Origin of the sequence: Enterobacter sp. BNK-13, from assembly GCF_048685015.1 — a bacterium.
GTDB lineage: Bacteria > Pseudomonadota > Gammaproteobacteria > Enterobacterales > Enterobacteriaceae > Enterobacter > Enterobacter quasiroggenkampii.
This window is the reverse complement of record NZ_JBLQTP010000001.1, coordinates 2,277,538-2,294,302: the sequence shown is the minus strand read 5'-3', so window position 1 is coordinate 2,294,302 and position 16,765 is coordinate 2,277,538. Positions and strand designations below refer to the sequence as shown.

Below are 16,765 nucleotides of genomic sequence, written 5' to 3'. Positions count from 1 at the left end.
TTACCCTCTTGCCGCAAGTGCGGTAACGCGATCGTAAGCTGCACCGGAGCGCAGTACATCCAGAACTTTTTGAACGTTGGCCTTCAGGTCTTCCTCGCCGTGCAAACGCATCAGCATGGCGACGTTGGCAGCAACGGCGGCCTCATGGGCAACCTCTCCCTTACCTTGTAATAAGCGCGTCAGAATGTCACGGTTTTCTTCCGGGGTACCGCCGGCCAGCGCTTCCTGGTGATACGGGGTTAAACCAAAGTCAGCGGCTTCCAGCTGGTAGCTCAGGATTTCACCGTCGCGCAGTTCGGCTACCAGCGTCGGCGCATGCAGTGACACTTCATCCATTCCGCCGCTGTGCACCACGGCGGCACGCTGGTAACCCAGCACGCGCAGCGTCTCAGCAATCGGCAGGACCAGTTCCGGACTGTAGACACCGATCAGCGCCAGCGGTGGATGGGCCGGGTTGATCAGGGGGCCGAGCACGTTAAACAGCGTGCGGGTTTTAAGCTGCTGACGAACCGGCATTGCGTGGCGGAAACCGGTGTGATACTTCGGCGCAAACAGGAAGCAGACGCCCAGGTCATCCAGCGCTTCACGGGAACGTTCGGCGTTCATATCGAGATTAATGCCGAATGCCGCGAGTAAATCAGACGAGCCTGACCGGCTGGACACGCTGCGGTTACCGTGCTTCGCCACTTTCAGGCCACACGCTGCGGCCACAAAGGCGCTGGCGGTTGAAATATTGATACTGTTGCTGCCGTCACCGCCGGTGCCGACGATATCGGCAAACGGATAGTCCGGACGCGGGAACGGGGCGGCATTTTCCAGCAGGGCCGTGGCGGCACCGGCGATCTCCTGCGGGCTTTCACCGCGGACCTTCATGCTCACCAGTGCGGCCGCCAGCTGTTCCGGCTTCAGCTCACCGCGAACCACGGCGGAGAAGAGCTGGTGGCTCTCCTGCTGGCTCAGGGTTTGCGCCTGATACAGTTTTTCCAGAATCGGCTGCAGGGTGTTGGTCTGCTCCAGCTTCTGTAACGCCCAGTCGAGTGTCTGCTCCAGCAGGCGGGCACCGTGGGAGGTCAGGATGGATTCCGGATGGAACTGCATCCCGCAGACGCGATCCGCGTCGTGACGTACCGCCATCACCATCCCTTCAAACGAGGCGTTGATCGTCAGCCCGGCGGGAATGTTGCTGCCGACCAGCGAGTGGTAGCGCGCGACCGGGAGCGGATTCGGCAGCCCGGCAAACATGGCCTGGCCGTCATGTTCGATGCTGGACGCTTTACCGTGCAGGATCTCACCCGCCTGGCCTACGTAACCGCCGTAGGCTTCAACAATCGCCTGATGACCGAGGCAGATGCCGATAATCGGCAGCTTGCCGCGCATACGGGTCAGCAGCTCCGGCATACAGCCTGCTTCGCTCGGTGCGCCTGGCCCCGGAGAGAGCATCAGCACCGGGTTTTGCATGGTGGCCAGACGGTCAATCAGGGTCTGCGCCGGTACGTGGTTGCGATAGATAACGACGTTATGGCCATTCGCACGCAGCTGATCTGCCAGGTTGTAGGTAAAGGAGTCGATATTATCGAGCAGCAGAATGTCAGCCATCAGAAAATCTCCTGTGCATGGTGTGCGGTAGCAATGGCGCGAAGGACCGCACGGGCTTTGCTGCGCGTTTCGTCAGCTTCAGACTGCGGAACAGAATCAAGAACAATCCCGGCACCCGCCTGGACGGTGGCAATACCGTCTTCAACATAGGCGGAGCGGATGACGATGCAGGTATCGAGGTCACCGTGGGCCGTAAAATAGCCTACCGCACCGCCGTAGCTGCCGCGACGACGCCCTTCGGCGGCGGCAATCAGCTGCATAGCGCGCACTTTCGGCGCACCGCTCAGGGTGCCCATGTTCATGCAGGCGCGGTAGGCGTGCAGCACGTCGAGGTCGTGGCGCAGCTCACCGACCACGCGGGAGACCAGGTGCATCACGAATGAATAGCGGTCGACTTTAGTCAGGTCCGCCACGTAGCGGCTGCCTGGGGTGCAAATACGAGCCAGATCGTTACGCGCCAGGTCAACCAGCATCAGGTGCTCAGAGAGCTCTTTATGGTCGGTGCGCATTTCCAGCTCGATGCGGCTGTCGAGATCGCGATCCAGCGAGCCGTCTGGGCGACGTCCACGTGGACGGGTTCCGGCGATCGGGTAGATCTCAATCTGACGGCTGGTGGCGTCATATTTCAGTGAGCTTTCCGGCGAGGCGCCGAACAGCGTGAAGTCGTTGTCCTGCATAAAGAACATGTACGGGCTTGGGTTGCTCTTTTTCAGCACGTCGTAAGCGGCCAGCGGAGACGGGCAGGGCAGAGAGAAGCGACGAGACGGTACAACCTGGAAAATTTCCCCGGCGCGAATCGCTTTTTGCATCTGGCGAACCACGGCACCGTACTGATCGTCGGTCTGGTTCACATCGCAGGTCATTTTTTCCACGCGCTGTACCGGCAGTGCAGGTGGCGCTTCCGTCATCTGCTGCTGAAGCTGCGCGATGCGGTGCTCAAGACGGTTTTTCTCAGCGGTCGAAGGCGTGAACAGGCTGGCCTGGATACGGGTGTACTGTTTCTGATGGTCGATCACCAGCAGGGTTTCGGCCAGATAGAAGCAATAGTCCGGGCAGCGATTGCCCTGCTCGGTTTCCGGTAAATCTTCAAATCCGGCGACCAGGTCGTAGGCAAACAGCCCGCCAAAGAACATCGCTTCACGCTCATCGTGCGGAACGGTGACCAGGTTCTGCAGCAGGCGGAAGGCATCGAAGACGGAAAGGGAGCACAGGCGCGCGTCTTCATCCAGCAACTGGCTAACCGGCGGGAAATGCAGAATACGCATTTCTGGATGACGTTCGTTTTCGATGCCTGAAGGCAGGGCGGCATCCAGCAGTGGCAGCAGCGAGGCGCCGTTGTCTGATAAGGCCTTGATTGTGACAGTGTCACCTAGAGCGGTAATGCGCAACGCGCTGTCGACCAGCAGTAGGCTTTTGAGATCGTCCTTGCTGTCAATGTCCGCAGATTCCAGCAGCAGCGTTGCCGGGCGTGCCCCGCACACCTGATGAAACAGCGCGGTCGGGTTGTGGCGATAGGCCGCCTCGCAGGTCAGCAATTCGAGATGGGGTTTGGCTGTTTGCATGTTGGTGTTCTCATTTATTCTGTTCAAAAAAAAGCCCGCTGGGTAGCGGGCGGGTATCTGTTTGCATTTCGCAGACGCGTGACACTGCCCGATGATCAGGAAGTACGCCACCAACCGTGCAGAGTGAAATGTGCTGTCATTTTCAGATACCTTTCTCGTGTGAACTTGCGTACTAGTTAACTAGTTCGATGGCGTGTTGTCAACCCTTGATTTCAGAATTTCGATATAAGTCGGTATCATGATGGTTTCGGATGTCTCCAACCTGTTATGGGAAGTGCTTTGAGCGATACCACCTACGCTATTATTTATGATTTACACAGCCATACTCAGGCCTCTGATGGCCTGCTGACACCCGAAGCCCTGGTTCATCGTGCCGTTGAAATGCGCGTCGGTACGCTGGCGATAACCGATCACGATACGACGGATGCCATTCCGGCGGCGCGCGCCGAGATCGCCCGCAGCGGGCTGGCGCTTAATCTGGTCTCCGGTGTCGAAATTTCGACCGTCTGGGAAAACCATGAGATTCATATCGTTGGCCTGAACATCGATATAGACCATCCGGCACTGACTGCTTTTTTGCAAGAACAAAAAACGCGCCGCAACCAGCGCGCAGAGATGATCGGCGAACGTCTGGAAAAGGCGCATATTCCGGGTGCGCTGGAAGGTGCCCAAAAGCTGGCGAACGGCGGGGCGGTCACGCGCGGTCATTTCGCCCGTTTTCTGGTAGAGGCGGGTAAAGCCACGACGATGGCGGATGTCTTTAAAAAGTATCTGGCGCGCGGGAAAACCGGATACGTTCCGCCACAGTGGTGTACAATAAAACAAGCTATTGATGTGATTCATCATTCTGGCGGTAAGGCCGTGCTGGCCCATCCGGGGCGGTATAATCTTTCTGCTAAATGGCTGAAAAGGCTGCTGGCGCACTTTGCCGAAAACGGTGGTGAGGCGATGGAAGTCGCCCAGTGTCAGCAGGCGCCCAATGAGCGCGCGCAGCTCGCGACCTATGCCCGACAGTACGGTCTGCTTGGCTCACAGGGTTCTGATTTCCATCAGCCCTGCGCCTGGATCGAACTGGGGCGCAAGCTCTGGCTGCCCGCTGGCGTTGAGCCGGTCTGGCAGCTCTGGGAACAGCCGCAGCAAATTGAAGAGAGGGAAGTATGAGTCAGTTTTTCTATATCCATCCGGACAACCCGCAGCCACGTCTGATTAACCAGGCCGTGGAGATCGTCCGCAAAGGCGGCGTGATTGTTTACCCGACCGATTCCGGCTACGCGCTGGGCTGCAAAATTGAAGATAAAGGGGCGATGGAACGCATTTGCCGTATTCGCCAGCTGCCGGACGGCCATAACTTTACCCTGATGTGCCGCGATCTCTCTGAGCTGTCCACCTATGCTTATGTGGATAACGTGGCGTTTCGCCTGATCAAGAACAACACGCCGGGCAACTACACCTTCATCCTGAAAGGGACGAAAGAGGTGCCGCGTCGCCTGCTGCAGGAAAAGCGTAAGACGATCGGCATGCGCGTGCCGTCGAACCCGATTGCGCAGGCGCTGCTGGAAACCCTCGGCGAACCGATGCTCTCTACCTCGCTGATGCTGCCGGGCAGCGAGTTTACCGAGTCCGATCCGGAAGAGATCAAAGATCGTCTGGAGAAGGTGGTCGAGCTGATTATTCACGGCGGTTATCTCGGCCAGCAGCCGACCACCGTGGTCGACTTAACCGAAGATGCACCGGAAGTGATTCGAGAAGGCGTGGGTGACGTAAAGCCTTTCTTGTAATGGTATAAGCAGATATACTACGCGGCCATCAAAGCAGGGCTCAGCCCTCTTTTGACCTGATTCGACGCCTGTGAAGGCGACACCTGAGGAAGCTCAATGAGCGAGAAGTTACAGAAAGTGCTGGCGCGTGCCGGCCACGGTTCACGCCGTGAAATCGAAGCCATTATTGAAGCGGGCCGCGTGAGTGTGGACGGTAAAATCGCCACGCTGGGTGACCGCGTAGAAATCGTACCGGGGCTGAAGATCCGTATCGACGGTCATCTTATCTCCGTGAAAGAGTCTGCTGAACAAATCTGCCGCGTGCTGGCTTACTACAAGCCGGAAGGCGAGCTGTGTACCCGCAATGACCCGGAAGGTCGCCCGACGGTGTTTGACCGTCTGCCTAAACTGCGTGGCGCTCGCTGGATTGCCGTTGGTCGTCTGGACGTGAATACCTGTGGTCTGCTGCTGTTTACCACCGATGGTGAACTGGCAAACCGTCTGATGCACCCAAGCCGTGAAGTGGAACGTGAATACGCCGTGCGCGTGTTCGGCCAGGTTGACGAGAATAAACTGCGCGACCTGTCACGTGGCGTTCAGCTGGAAGACGGTCCTGCGGCGTTCAAAACCATCAAATTTACCGGTGGGGAAGGCATCAACCAGTGGTACAACGTGACCCTGACCGAAGGCCGCAACCGCGAGGTGCGTCGTCTCTGGGAAGCGGTGGGCGTGCAGGTTAGCCGCCTGATCCGTGTCCGTTACGGCGACATCCTGCTGCCAAAAGGCCTGCCGCGTGGGGGATATACCGAACTGGATCTGACCCAGACCAACTACCTGCGCGAGCTGGTCGGTCTGACGCCGGAAACCACCTCTAAAGTGGCGGTGGAAAAAGATCGTCGCCGCATGAAGGCGAACCAGATTCGCCGTGCGGTGAAGCGTCACAGCCAGGTGAGCAGCAACCGCCGCTCTGGCAGCCGTAATAACAACGGTTAATGTAAAAGCCCGGTGAAGACACCGGGCTTTTTTCTTTAGTAATCAATCCCTATTTGCGCTTTGATGCCCGCATCAAACGCATGTTTAACCGGACGCAGCTCGCTGACGGTATCGGCCAGTTCCAGAATATCCCGATGGCACCCGCGGCCCGTGATGATAACCGTCTGATGGGCGGGACGGTCTTTCAGTGCATTAAGCACGTCTTCCAGCGGCAAATAGTCGTAGGCGACCATATACGTGATCTCATCCAGCAGAACCATATTGAGTGAAGGATCGGCCAACATTCTTTTAGCGTGCTCCCAGACGGCCAGACAGGCTGCGGTATCGGTTTCGCGGTTCTGGGTGTCCCACGTAAATCCGGTCGCCATCACCTGGAATTCAACGCCGTGGGGCTCAAGCAGATTACGCTCGCCGTTAGGCCACTCACCTTTAATAAACTGGATAACGCCGACCTTCTGCCCGTGGCCGACGGCGCGTGTCGCCGTGCCGAATGCGGCCGTGGTTTTCCCTTTGCCGTTGCCGGTAAAGACGATGACGATCCCGCGCTCATCCTGAGCGGCCGCGACGCGCGCATCAACCTGTTCCTTCAGACGCTGTTGGCGCTGCTGGTGACGTTCTTCACTCATTGCGATATTCCTGGTTTACGGCCTGGCTGGGCGTCAAAGGTCATCCCGGTTTTGCGGCGGCTGTCGTCGCCCATTAGCCAGAGATAGAGCGGCATAATGTCTGCCGGCGTTTTCAGCTTCTGCGGATCTTCCGTTGGGAAGGCGCTGGCGCGCATTTTGGTGCGCGTACCGCCCGGGTTAATGCAGTTTACGCGCAGATGGCGGCTTTGGTACTCCTCTGCCAGCACCTGCATCATGCCTTCGGTCGCGAATTTTGAAACGGCATAGGCACCCCAGTTTGCACGCCCCTCACGGCCTACGCTGGAGGAGGTGAATACCAGTGAACCTGAATCCGATTTGAGTAATAAAGGAAGCAGTGCCTGGGTCAGGAAAAACGTCCCGTTGACGTTGACCTGCATGACCTCCTGCCAGATCTCGGGATCCTGTTCATCCATCGGGCGAACTTCGCCAAGCAAGCCGGCATTGTGCAGTACGCCGTCCAGGCGCGGGTAATGGGTGCTGATGCGGTGAGCAAGCTCCTGACATGACGCGGGCGTGCAGGTGAGCAGATCGAGCGTGTACCAGCGAGCAGGAATCCCACCTGCGGCTTCAATCTCCTGCGCCACCCCTTTAAGTTTTTCTTCGTTGCGGCCGGTCAGGATGACGCTCGCGCCATACTCAGCGTAGGTCAGCGCTGCTTCACGGCCAATCCCGTCGCTGGCCCCAGTGACAAGAATGATGTGGTTCTGCAGCAGATTTTTTTGCGGTTGATAATGCAAGGTGACTCCTCGGCGCACTGTGACTCAAAGACGCCTTCTTTTGTGACTTTTCGGCTTTATGCCCGAATTCGCCTGATAATTCAATCAGTCTACAGGACGCATTGCTGTAAAATTAACAATTTGCAAATATTTAAACGCCAGACCGGGGATTCCTGAAGGCGGCTCGCAGAGGTAATGTCACGAGCGAGACGCATGGGCAGGGCTGTTGTACACTGCCGTGAAAGATTCGTGGTTAAATCAAGGTGGAACGCGTGGAATTACTTTCTCAATATGGGTTGTTTTTGGCGAAAATCGCGACGGTGGTGATTGCCATTGCGGTGGTTGCCGTTCTGATTGTCAACCTGACGCAGCGCAAGCGTCAGCGTGGGGAGTTACGCATCACCCGCCTGAGCGAGCAGTATAAAGAGATGCAGGAAGAGATGTCTCTGGCGCTGCTTGACAGTCATCAACAGAAACTGTGGCTCAAAGCGCAGAAGAAAAAGCATAAACAGGAAGCCAAAGCGGCAAAAGCAAAGGCGAAGCTCAATACGCCACAGGATAAGGTCGCGCCCCGCGTCTACGTGCTCGATTTTAAGGGCAGCATGGATGCGCATGAAGTGTCCTCTTTGCGGGAGGAAGTGACGGCCGTTCTGGCCGTGGCGACGCCGCAGGATCAGGTCGTTGTTCGTCTTGAAAGCCCGGGAGGTGTCGTGCATGGCTACGGCCTGGCCGCGTCTCAGCTACAGCGCCTGCGTGAAAAACAGATCCCGCTGACCGTAGCCGTAGATAAAGTGGCGGCGAGCGGTGGCTACATGATGGCCTGCGTGGCGGACAAAATTGTGGCCGCACCGTTTTCTATTATTGGCTCGATCGGCGTGGTCGCGCAGATCCCGAACTTTAACCGCTTCCTGAAAAATAAAGAGATTGATATCGAACTTCACACGGCGGGTCAGTACAAACGCACCCTGACGCTGCTGGGGGAAAACACGGAAGAAGGGCGCCAAAAATTCCGTGAGGATCTCAACGAAACGCATCATCTCTTTAAAGACTTTGTGCACCGTATGCGCCCGACGCTGGACATTGAGCAGGTCGCGACGGGTGAGCACTGGTACGGCGTTCAGGCGCAGGAGAAAGGGCTGGTGGATGAAGTCGGAACCAGTGACGATCTGCTGCTCAACCTGATGGAAGGTCGGGAACTGGTAGGCGTCCGCTTTGCCCAGCGCAAGCGACTCCTTGACCGCTTTACCAACAGTGCCGCAGAAAGCGCGGACCGCCTGCTGCTCCGCTGGCTACAGCGCGGACAAAAACCGCTGCTGTAAACAAAAACGCGAGGCTTATGCCTCGCGTTTTACGTTAATCGACCAGGTGATATTTCTCGGAAAGCGTGTGCGCCAGGTATTTAAACATGTTAAACACGGCGGTGCTTTTCGGGGTCGGTAGGCCCTGTTCATCAAGGAAGTATTCGCCGCTGAAAACCAGCACGCCATTTCGCTGCTCTACGCCGGTGGCTTCAATGCCTGCCAGCGTATCTTCATGGTCACGAATAAGCTTGTTTGCTTCGATAAGCAGAGAGGCTCGGTCAATAGGTTGGGTCGTATTCTGCATAATCCACTCCTTAAACAGTGACAATAGTCTACGCCGAGGGCGCTTTGGGGGCAAATTTTCCCTGTAATGTGAGGGGATAAGCTGCAGGGGCCTGGCTGGCAGGATTTGCTTTTGCATGCTAATAAAGTTGCGTAACGAATTTTATCAGGTAGAGTGTGCGCTTTCGTCATTCTGGCAACAGAATTGCTTGACATTCAACCGGGAATTCGTCACGAATTACACGAGATGTGAGAAAAATACCCGAGAACTCAATCACCTGGGCGGCTTTTCTTTAACGCCCGGTAAGACAAAGGGGTTGATATCTCCTGACGCAGTCGCAATATCATTGGCTCGTCGTCAGCGGAAGGGAAATCAACGTGCGGCGTATTCCTGGAAGAATTAAATTAGGTAAAGGTGAATATGGGTAAAGCTCTCGTCATCGTTGAGTCCCCGGCAAAAGCCAAAACGATCAATAAGTATCTGGGTAATGACTACGTGGTTAAGTCCAGCGTTGGTCATATCCGCGATTTGCCGACCAGTGGCTCAGCCAGCAAAAAGAGCGCAGACTCTACCTCCACCAAAGGGGCTAAAAAGCCTAAAAAGGATGAACGTAGCGCGCTTGTCAACCGCATGGGTGTTAACCCATGGCATAACTGGGATGCACAATATGAAGTGCTTCCAGGGAAAGAAAAAGTCGTTAACGAGCTGAAGCAGCTGGCTGAAAAAGCAGACCACATCTATCTCGCAACCGACCTTGACCGCGAAGGGGAAGCCATTGCGTGGCACCTGCGGGAAGTGATCGGGGGTGATGACAAACGCTACAGCCGCGTAGTGTTTAACGAAATTACGAAGAATGCGATTCGTCAGGCGTTTGAGAAGCCGGGCGAGCTGAATATCGACCGCGTCAACGCCCAGCAGGCGCGTCGCTTTATGGACCGCGTCGTGGGTTACATGGTTTCTCCACTGCTGTGGAAGAAGATTGCCCGTGGCCTGTCCGCAGGTCGCGTGCAATCCGTCGCCGTGCGTCTGGTCGTTGAGCGTGAGCGCGAAATTAAAGCCTTCGTGCCGGAAGAGTTCTGGGAAGTTGATGCCAATTTGACCACGCCGGGCGGTGACGCTCTGCCGCTGCAGGTAAGCCATCAGAACGATAAGCCTTTCCGTCCGGAAAACCGCGACCAGACCATGGCCGCCGTGGCGCTGCTGGAAAAGGCACGCTATCAGGTACTGGAACGTGAAGACAAACCGACCAGCAGCAAGCCTGGTGCGCCGTTTATCACCTCCACCCTGCAACAGGCGGCAAGCACCCGTCTGGGTTACGGCGTGAAGAAGACCATGATGATGGCCCAGCGCTTGTATGAAGCGGGTTACATCACCTACATGCGTACCGACTCAACCAACCTGAGTCAGGACGCGGTCAACATGGTGCGTGGCTACATCAGCGACAACTTCGGTAAGAAATACCTGCCGGAAAGCGCTAACCAGTTTGCCAGCAAAGAGAATTCTCAGGAAGCGCACGAAGCGATTCGTCCTTCTGATGTCTCTGTGCTCGCTGAATCACTGAAAGATATGGAAGCCGACGCGCAGAAGCTGTATCAGCTGATCTGGCGTCAGTTCGTGGCGTGCCAGATGACCCCGGCCCAGTACGACTCCACCACGCTGACCGTCGGAGCGGGTGATTTCCGTCTCAAGGCGCGCGGTCGTATTCTGCGTTTCGACGGCTGGACGAAAGTAATGCCTGCGCTGCGTAAAGGTGATGAAGATCGAACGCTGCCTGCGGTGAACAAAGGTGATGAACTGTCTCTGGTTGAGCTGATCCCGGCTCAGCACTTCACCAAGCCACCTGCACGCTTCAGTGAAGCATCTCTGGTAAAAGAGCTGGAAAAGCGCGGTATTGGCCGTCCGTCGACCTACGCGTCAATTATCTCGACGATTCAGGATCGCGGTTACGTCCGTGTTGAAAACCGTCGTTTCTATGCGGAAAAAATGGGTGAGATCGTCACTGATCGTCTGGAAGCCAACTTCCGCGAGCTGATGAACTACGATTTCACCGCGCAAATGGAAGACAGTCTCGACCAGGTTGCCAGCCACCAGGCAGAATGGAAAAAGGTCCTCGACAGCTTCTTCAGCGATTTCACCGACCAGCTTGAAAAAGCGGAGAAAGACCCTGAAGAGGGCGGCATGCTGCCTAACCAGATGGTACTGACCAGCATCGACTGCCCAACCTGTGGCCGCAAGATGGGGATCCGTACTGCCACCACGGGCGTGTTCCTCGGCTGCTCCGGCTATGCGCTGTCGCCAAAAGAGCGCTGCAAAACCACCATTAACCTGGTGCCGGAGAACGAAGTTCTCAACGTGCTGGAAGGTGACGATGCGGAAACTAACGCTCTGCGTGCCAAGCGCCGCTGCAAAAAATGCGGCACGGCAATGGACAGCTACCTGATCGATCCAAAACGCAAGCTGCACGTGTGTGGTAATAACCCAACGTGTGACGGGTATGAGATCGAAGAGGGCGAGTTCCGCATTAAAGGCTATGACGGCCCGATTGTGGAGTGCGAGAAGTGTGGTTCTGAAATGCACCTGAAAATGGGGCGTTTCGGTAAGTACATGGCCTGCACCAACGACGAATGTAAAAACACGCGCAAAATTCTGCGTAACGGTGAAGTGGCTCCGCCGAAGGAAGATCCGGTTCCGCTGCCTGAATTGCCTTGTGAGAAATCCGACGCGTACTTCGTGCTGCGTGACGGCGCGGCAGGTGTCTTCCTGGCCGCCAACACCTTCCCGAAATCGCGTGAAACCCGTGCGCCGCTGGTGGAAGAGCTGCATCGCTTCCGCGATCGTCTGCCGGAGAAACTGCGTTATCTGGCCGATGCGCCACAGCAGGATCCGGAAGGCAACAAAACCGTGGTGCGGTTTAGCCGTAAAACTAAGCAGCAGTACGTTGCGGCAGAGAAAGAGGGTAAAGCGACCGGATGGTCAGCCTTCTTTGTCGATGGCAAATGGGTTGAAGGCAAGAAATAATCTTCCCTAACCGTAACTTACCTGTGAAAGGGCCGGATTTCCGGCCCTTTTTTATTACCTTGTTATTATTTTTTGTTCCGTACTATACAGTCAGGCTATAAATGATATAGTGGTTATAGTTAACCTGTTTCTTATTATTAAATCGTCTTAAGCGATTGACCGCATGCGCTAAATCGGATGGTCTGGCATGAAATTACAGCAGCTTCGTTATATCGTTGAGGTGGTGAATCATAACCTTAACGTCTCTTCTACCGCCGAGGGGTTGTATACCTCGCAACCGGGCATCAGCAAACAAGTTCGTATGCTGGAGGATGAGTTAGGCATTCAGATCTTCGCCCGCAGCGGTAAGCATCTTACCCAGGTGACGCCGGCGGGGCAGGAAATCATCCGCATTGCGCGGGAAGTCCTCTCCAAAGTCGATGCGATTAAGTCTGTGGCAGGGGAGCATACCTGGCCGGATAAAGGCTCGCTGTATATTGCCACCACGCATACGCAGGCGCGCTATGCGCTGCCCGGCGTGATCAAAGGCTTTATCGAGCGTTATCCTCGCGTCTCGTTGCATATGCACCAGGGCTCGCCAACGCAAATCGCTGAAGCCGTCTCCAAGGGGAATGCAGACTTTGCCATCGCCACCGAAGCGCTTCACCTGTATGACGATCTGGTCATGCTCCCGTGCTACCACTGGAACCGCTCTATTGTGGTGACCCCCGATCACCCCCTGGCGGGTAAAGGGTCGGTCACTATCGAAGAGCTGGCCCAGTATCCTCTGGTGACGTATACCTTTGGCTTTACCGGCCGGTCCGAGCTTGATACGGCCTTTAACCGGGCAGGGTTAACGCCGCGCATTGTCTTTACCGCGACGGACGCCGACGTGATTAAGACCTATGTCCGGCTTGGATTGGGGGTGGGCGTCATTGCCAGCATGGCGGTGGATCCGGTGTCAGACCCTGACCTGGTGCGTCTTGATGCGCACGACGTTTTCAGCCATAGCACCACAAAAATTGGTTTCCGCCGCAGCACCTTCCTGCGCAGCTATATGTATGATTTTATTCAGCGCTTTGCCCCTCATTTAACGCGTGATGTGGTTGATACCGCCGTGGCATTACGCTCAAATGAAGATATTGAAGAGATGTTTAAAGACATCAAACTTCCCGAAAAATAATCACACCCGGTATCTTTCCCCCAGGGAAAGATACCGAAATAACCTCTCAAAGCTAAATTAGAATTATCATCATCTGCGATTCCCCTGCCATATAATGTCATTATCCATTTAATACGTAAGGTTATAATGTCGTGAATTGGCGACAAAAGTAGAAACTAATTTACGCCTTCGCAAATTTTTCTTTTCAATTATTTATTTCTGGTCAAAAGATTGAATATTTCATACCTCCCGGTGCGTAAATTCACTGGCTTTTCGGCTAAAGTTTCTTTAGGATTTATCTCAACAGATGATTAATTGTACCAATTGTTTGGTCCTAAATGATAAGCGATGTCGATTGTATGAGGTTAGCAATGCCTTCAGGAAGTGAAGAACCGCAAAGGGATCCTGCGCTCAAGCGTAAAGCCTGGCTGGCGGTCTTTCTCGTCTCTACCCTGTTTTGGGTGGTGGTTGCTCTCCTGGCCTGGAAATATTGGGGTTAAATATGTCAGTGACGGTACGTACAGCTTCGGTAAAACAGATGTGTCAGCATCGTGACAGCGGCCACAGAGGGCGTAAAGCACCTGCGACTGTTGTACCCGCGTCCTGGAAACTGACGCCGCAGCAGCAGGCTTTTATTGATGTGTTCGCAGAAGACGAACCCAAAAAACAATAATTTAGTTTATTGCGTAATGATGCAAATAGTCTGAATATCGACTCTGCGCTTTTGTACTCTTTAATAAATACACATCAGCAATATAGCACTGAGGAACGACCTCGGAATTTTTATAAATAATGCCTGGTGTCCCTATGATGAATAACATGACGTCTCACAAATACTGGTCGTGGATCGGCGTTTTTACCGTGTCGATTCTGTTCTGGAGTCAGCTCATCTGGCTGGCGCTCCACTAAATTGTAAAACCTCGCTACGGCGGGGTTTTTTGTTTCCCCGTGCTGGACCAATCCTAAATTTATCAATTTGGGTTGTTATCAAAACGTTACGACATCTTTGTGTTATCTTTAATTACGGCCCTGATGATTGTCAGGGCATCTCTGTGATTAAGGAGGAGCTTATGTCGTTAACCCTACGCGAAGCCAGTAAGGACACATTACAGGCAGAAAATAAAACCTGGCACTACTACAGCCTGCCGCTGGCTGCCAGAACGCTTGGGGACATTTCGCGTTTACCCAAGTCATTGAAAGTTTTACTGGAAAACCTCTTGCGCTGGCAGGACGGTGACTCTGTCACACTCGATGATATCCAGGCGCTGGCAGGGTGGCTTGAGAAGGCCCATGCCGACAGAGAAATCGCCTACCGCCCGGCAAGGGTGCTGATGCAGGACTTTACCGGTGTTCCGGCCGTGGTTGATTTGGCCGCGATGCGCGAAGCCGTTAAGCGTCTCGGCGGGGATACGGCAAAAGTTAACCCGCTTTCCCCGGTTGACCTCGTCATTGACCACTCCGTCACCGTTGACCACTTCGGTGATGATGACGCCTTTGGCGAAAACGTGCGTCTGGAGATGGAGCGTAACCACGAGCGCTATGTATTTCTGAAGTGGGGACAGCAGGCGTTCAGCCGGTTTAGCGTGGTCCCGCCAGGCACCGGCATTTGCCACCAGGTGAACCTTGAATATCTGGGTAAAGCCGTCTGGAGCGAATTGCAGGATAAAGAGTGGGTCGCTTATCCGGACACGGTGGTGGGCACGGATTCGCATACCACCATGATCAACGGTCTGGGCGTGCTGGGCTGGGGCGTCGGCGGTATTGAAGCGGAAGCCGCCATGCTCGGCCAGCCGGTATCCATGCTTATCCCGGATGTGGTGGGCTTCAAGCTGACCGGAAAGCTTTCTGAAGGCATTACCGCCACCGATCTGGTACTGACCGTCACCCAGATGCTGCGTAAGCATGGCGTGGTGGGCAAGTTTGTTGAATTCTACGGTGATGGTCTGGATTCGCTGCCGCTGGCCGACCGCGCCACCATTGCCAATATGGCGCCGGAATACGGTGCCACCTGCGGCTTTTTCCCCATTGACGACGTCACGCTGGAGTACATGCGCCTTAGCGGCCGCAGCGAAGAGCAGGTCGCGCTGGTGGAAGCGTACACCAAAGCGCAGGGCATGTGGCGCAATCCGGGCGATGAGCCTGTTTTCACCAGCACGCTTGAACTCGATATGGGAAGCGTCGAAGCGAGCCTCGCGGGGCCGAAACGTCCGCAGGATCGGGTTGCGTTGTCTGACGTGCCGAAAGCGTTTGCCGCCAGCAATGCCCTGGAAGTGAACGTGGCGCAGAAAGACCATCGTCCCGTCGACTATGTTCTGAACGGGCATCAGTATCAGCTTCCGGATGGCGCGGTTGTTATTGCCGCCATTACCTCCTGCACCAACACGTCCAACCCCAGCGTATTGATGGCAGCCGGTCTGCTGGCTAAAAAGGCGGTCGAACTTGGGTTAAAACCTCAGCCGTGGGTTAAGGCTTCGCTGGCGCCGGGATCCAAAGTGGTGTCGGACTACCTGGCTCAGGCCAAACTGACGCCGTACCTGGACGAGCTGGGCTTTAACCTCGTGGGCTACGGCTGTACGACCTGTATTGGTAACTCCGGGCCACTGCCTGAACCCATCGAAACGGCGATCAAGCAGGGTGACCTGACGGTAGGCGCCGTTCTTTCCGGTAACCGAAACTTTGAAGGGCGCATTCACCCGCTGGTAAAAACCAACTGGCTTGCTTCGCCACCGCTGGTGGTGGCATACGCTCTCGCAGGGAACATGAATATCAACCTGGTGACCGATCCGATTGGTCACGATCGCAAGAATGACCCTGTCTATCTGAAAGATATCTGGCCATCCTCGCGAGAAATCGCGCTGGCCGTTGAGAAGGTCTCTACCGAGATGTTCCGCAAAGAGTACGCGGAAGTCTTTGAAGGCACGCCGGAATGGAAAGCCATCAATGTTGCAGGTTCGGATACCTATGGCTGGCAGGATGACTCGACCTATATTCGTCTGTCGCCGTTCTTTGATGAGATGCAGGCCGAGCCCGCGCCGCTTAAGGATATCCACGGCGCGCGTATCCTGGCCATGCTGGGGGATTCCGTCACGACGGACCATATCTCTCCGGCGGGGAGCATCAAAGCCGATAGCCCGGCAGGCCGTTACCTGCAAAGCCGGGGTGTCGAACGCCGCGATTTTAACTCTTACGGCTCGCGCCGCGGTAACCATGAAGTCATGATGCGCGGGACCTTTGCCAACATCCGCATTCGTAACGAAATGGTGCAGGGTGTGGAAGGGGGCATGACGCGTCATCTGCCTGGAACGGAAGTCGTGTCGATCTATGATGCGGCCGTCAAATACCAACAGGAAGGGACGCCGCTGGCGGTGATTGCCGGTAAAGAGTACGGTTCCGGCTCCAGCCGCGACTGGGCGGCGAAAGGTCCGCGCCTGCTTGGCGTTCGGGTGGTCATCGCCGAATCGTTCGAACGTATTCACCGTTCGAATCTGATCGGCATGGGGATCCTGCCGCTTGAGTTCCCGCAGGGCGTGACGCGTAAAACGCTGGGCCTGACCGGGGAAGAGCAGATTGACATTAGCGGCCTGCAAAACCTGCAGCCGGGTAAAACGGTGCCGGTAACGTTAACGCGGGCAGACGGGAAAACCGAGGTGCTGGATTGCCGGTGCCGTATTGATACGGCAACCGAGCTGACCTACTACCAGAACGACGGCATTTTACATTACGTGATTCGTAAGATGCTGGATTGATGAAC

The 16,765-nt window shown here is 55.5% G+C and carries 15 protein-coding genes and 1 other annotated feature; of the genes, 9 read left to right on the top strand and 6 right to left on the bottom strand.

The genetic code is table 11. From position 1 onward, the window contains the following. The 3 genes from trpD to trpL all read right to left on the bottom strand — a co-directional run bounded on the left by trpD (nucleotide 1) and on the right by trpL (nucleotide 3,298). Entirely contained in the window at nucleotides 1-1,596 is a 1,596-nt protein-coding gene (trpD, locus tag ACMGGQ_RS11130; protein ID WP_008502806.1) for a bifunctional anthranilate synthase glutamate amidotransferase component TrpG/anthranilate phosphoribosyltransferase TrpD, read from the bottom strand. After that, the gene (locus ACMGGQ_RS11125; protein WP_045908894.1) at nucleotides 1,596-3,158 is read right to left on the bottom strand and encodes an anthranilate synthase component 1; all 1,563 of its coding nucleotides are present in this window, start codon (nucleotides 3,156-3,158) and stop codon (nucleotides 1,596-1,598) included. Before ACMGGQ_RS11125 ends, trpD begins: the two co-directional genes overlap by 1 nt. A 25-nt stretch (nucleotides 3,159-3,183) precedes the next feature. Further along, nucleotides 3,184-3,277, bottom strand: a sequence feature (Trp leader region). Beyond that, complete coding sequence (gene trpL, locus ACMGGQ_RS11120) at nucleotides 3,254-3,298, bottom strand: trp operon leader peptide (RefSeq protein WP_106993556.1); 45 nt, start codon at nucleotides 3,296-3,298, stop codon at nucleotides 3,254-3,256. (Overlaps the previous feature by 24 nt.) Before the next feature lie 139 nt (nucleotides 3,299-3,437). Between trpL and rnm the strand changes: the two genes are divergently transcribed. The 3 genes from rnm to rluB all read left to right on the top strand — a co-directional run bounded on the left by rnm (nucleotide 3,438) and on the right by rluB (nucleotide 5,908). Beyond that, complete coding sequence (rnm, locus tag ACMGGQ_RS11115; protein ID WP_045908893.1) at nucleotides 3,438-4,319, top strand: RNase RNM; 882 nt, start codon at nucleotides 3,438-3,440, stop codon at nucleotides 4,317-4,319. Next, a complete protein-coding gene (locus ACMGGQ_RS11110; protein WP_003856793.1) occupies nucleotides 4,316-4,936 on the top strand; it encodes an L-threonylcarbamoyladenylate synthase in 621 nt (206 codons plus the stop codon). Before rnm ends, ACMGGQ_RS11110 begins: the two co-directional genes overlap by 4 nt. A gap of 96 nt (nucleotides 4,937-5,032) precedes the next feature. After that, a complete protein-coding gene (gene rluB / locus ACMGGQ_RS11105) occupies nucleotides 5,033-5,908 on the top strand; it encodes a 23S rRNA pseudouridine(2605) synthase RluB (RefSeq protein WP_008502809.1) in 876 nt (291 codons plus the stop codon). A 35-nt stretch (nucleotides 5,909-5,943) separates the two neighbouring features. Here the strand turns inward: rluB and cobO are convergent, their stop codons facing one another. Both cobO and ACMGGQ_RS11095 read right to left on the bottom strand, forming a co-directional pair. Next, on the bottom strand, nucleotides 5,944-6,534 hold the full coding sequence (cobO, locus tag ACMGGQ_RS11100; RefSeq protein ID WP_045908891.1) for a cob(I)yrinic acid a,c-diamide adenosyltransferase: 591 nt from the start codon (nucleotides 6,532-6,534) through the stop codon (nucleotides 5,944-5,946). After that, the gene (locus ACMGGQ_RS11095; RefSeq protein WP_063621872.1) at nucleotides 6,531-7,292 is read right to left on the bottom strand and encodes a YciK family oxidoreductase; all 762 of its coding nucleotides are present in this window, start codon (nucleotides 7,290-7,292) and stop codon (nucleotides 6,531-6,533) included. Before ACMGGQ_RS11095 ends, cobO begins: the two co-directional genes overlap by 4 nt. A 251-nt stretch (nucleotides 7,293-7,543) precedes the next feature. Here ACMGGQ_RS11095 and sohB point away from each other — a divergent pair, with 251 nt between their 5' ends. Then, nucleotides 7,544-8,590 carry a protease SohB gene (gene sohB, locus ACMGGQ_RS11090; RefSeq protein ID WP_063621870.1) on the top strand — a complete coding sequence of 349 codons (1,047 nt, stop codon included), beginning with the start codon at nucleotides 7,544-7,546 and terminating at the stop codon, nucleotides 8,588-8,590. A 34-nt stretch (nucleotides 8,591-8,624) separates the two neighbouring features. On the opposite strand, the gene ACMGGQ_RS11085 is transcribed toward sohB, so the two are convergent. Beyond that, nucleotides 8,625-8,876, bottom strand: coding sequence for a YciN family protein (locus tag ACMGGQ_RS11085; protein WP_003856804.1), 252 nt, complete (start codon nucleotides 8,874-8,876; stop codon nucleotides 8,625-8,627). A 399-nt stretch (nucleotides 8,877-9,275) separates the two neighbouring features. Here ACMGGQ_RS11085 and topA point away from each other — a divergent pair, with 399 nt between their 5' ends. The 5 genes from topA (at nucleotide 9,276) to acnA (ending at nucleotide 16,760) form a co-directional block, all read left to right on the top strand. Beyond that, nucleotides 9,276-11,873 (top strand): type I DNA topoisomerase, encoded by a 2,598-nt coding sequence (topA, locus tag ACMGGQ_RS11080; RefSeq protein ID WP_420290044.1) that lies wholly within the window; start codon nucleotides 9,276-9,278, stop codon nucleotides 11,871-11,873. Nucleotides 11,874-12,060: 187 nt separating this feature from the next. Beyond that, entirely contained in the window at nucleotides 12,061-13,035 is a 975-nt protein-coding gene (gene cysB, locus ACMGGQ_RS11075) for an HTH-type transcriptional regulator CysB (RefSeq protein WP_008502814.1), read from the top strand. A gap of 338 nt (nucleotides 13,036-13,373) precedes the next feature. Beyond that, the gene (locus tag ACMGGQ_RS11070; protein ID WP_213327741.1) at nucleotides 13,374-13,514 is read left to right on the top strand and encodes a YmiA family putative membrane protein; all 141 of its coding nucleotides are present in this window, start codon (nucleotides 13,374-13,376) and stop codon (nucleotides 13,512-13,514) included. 310 nt (nucleotides 13,515-13,824) lie between these two features. Further along, nucleotides 13,825-13,923: a small membrane protein YmiC gene (gene ymiC / locus ACMGGQ_RS11065; RefSeq protein ID WP_032623144.1), complete on the top strand. Its 99-nt coding sequence runs from the start codon at nucleotides 13,825-13,827 to the stop codon at nucleotides 13,921-13,923. Nucleotides 13,924-14,084: 161 nt separating this feature from the next. Then, nucleotides 14,085-16,760, top strand: a complete 2,676-nt coding sequence (gene acnA / locus ACMGGQ_RS11060; RefSeq protein ID WP_420290043.1) for an aconitate hydratase AcnA — start codon at nucleotides 14,085-14,087, stop codon at nucleotides 16,758-16,760. Nucleotides 16,761-16,765: the final 5 nt, after the last annotated feature.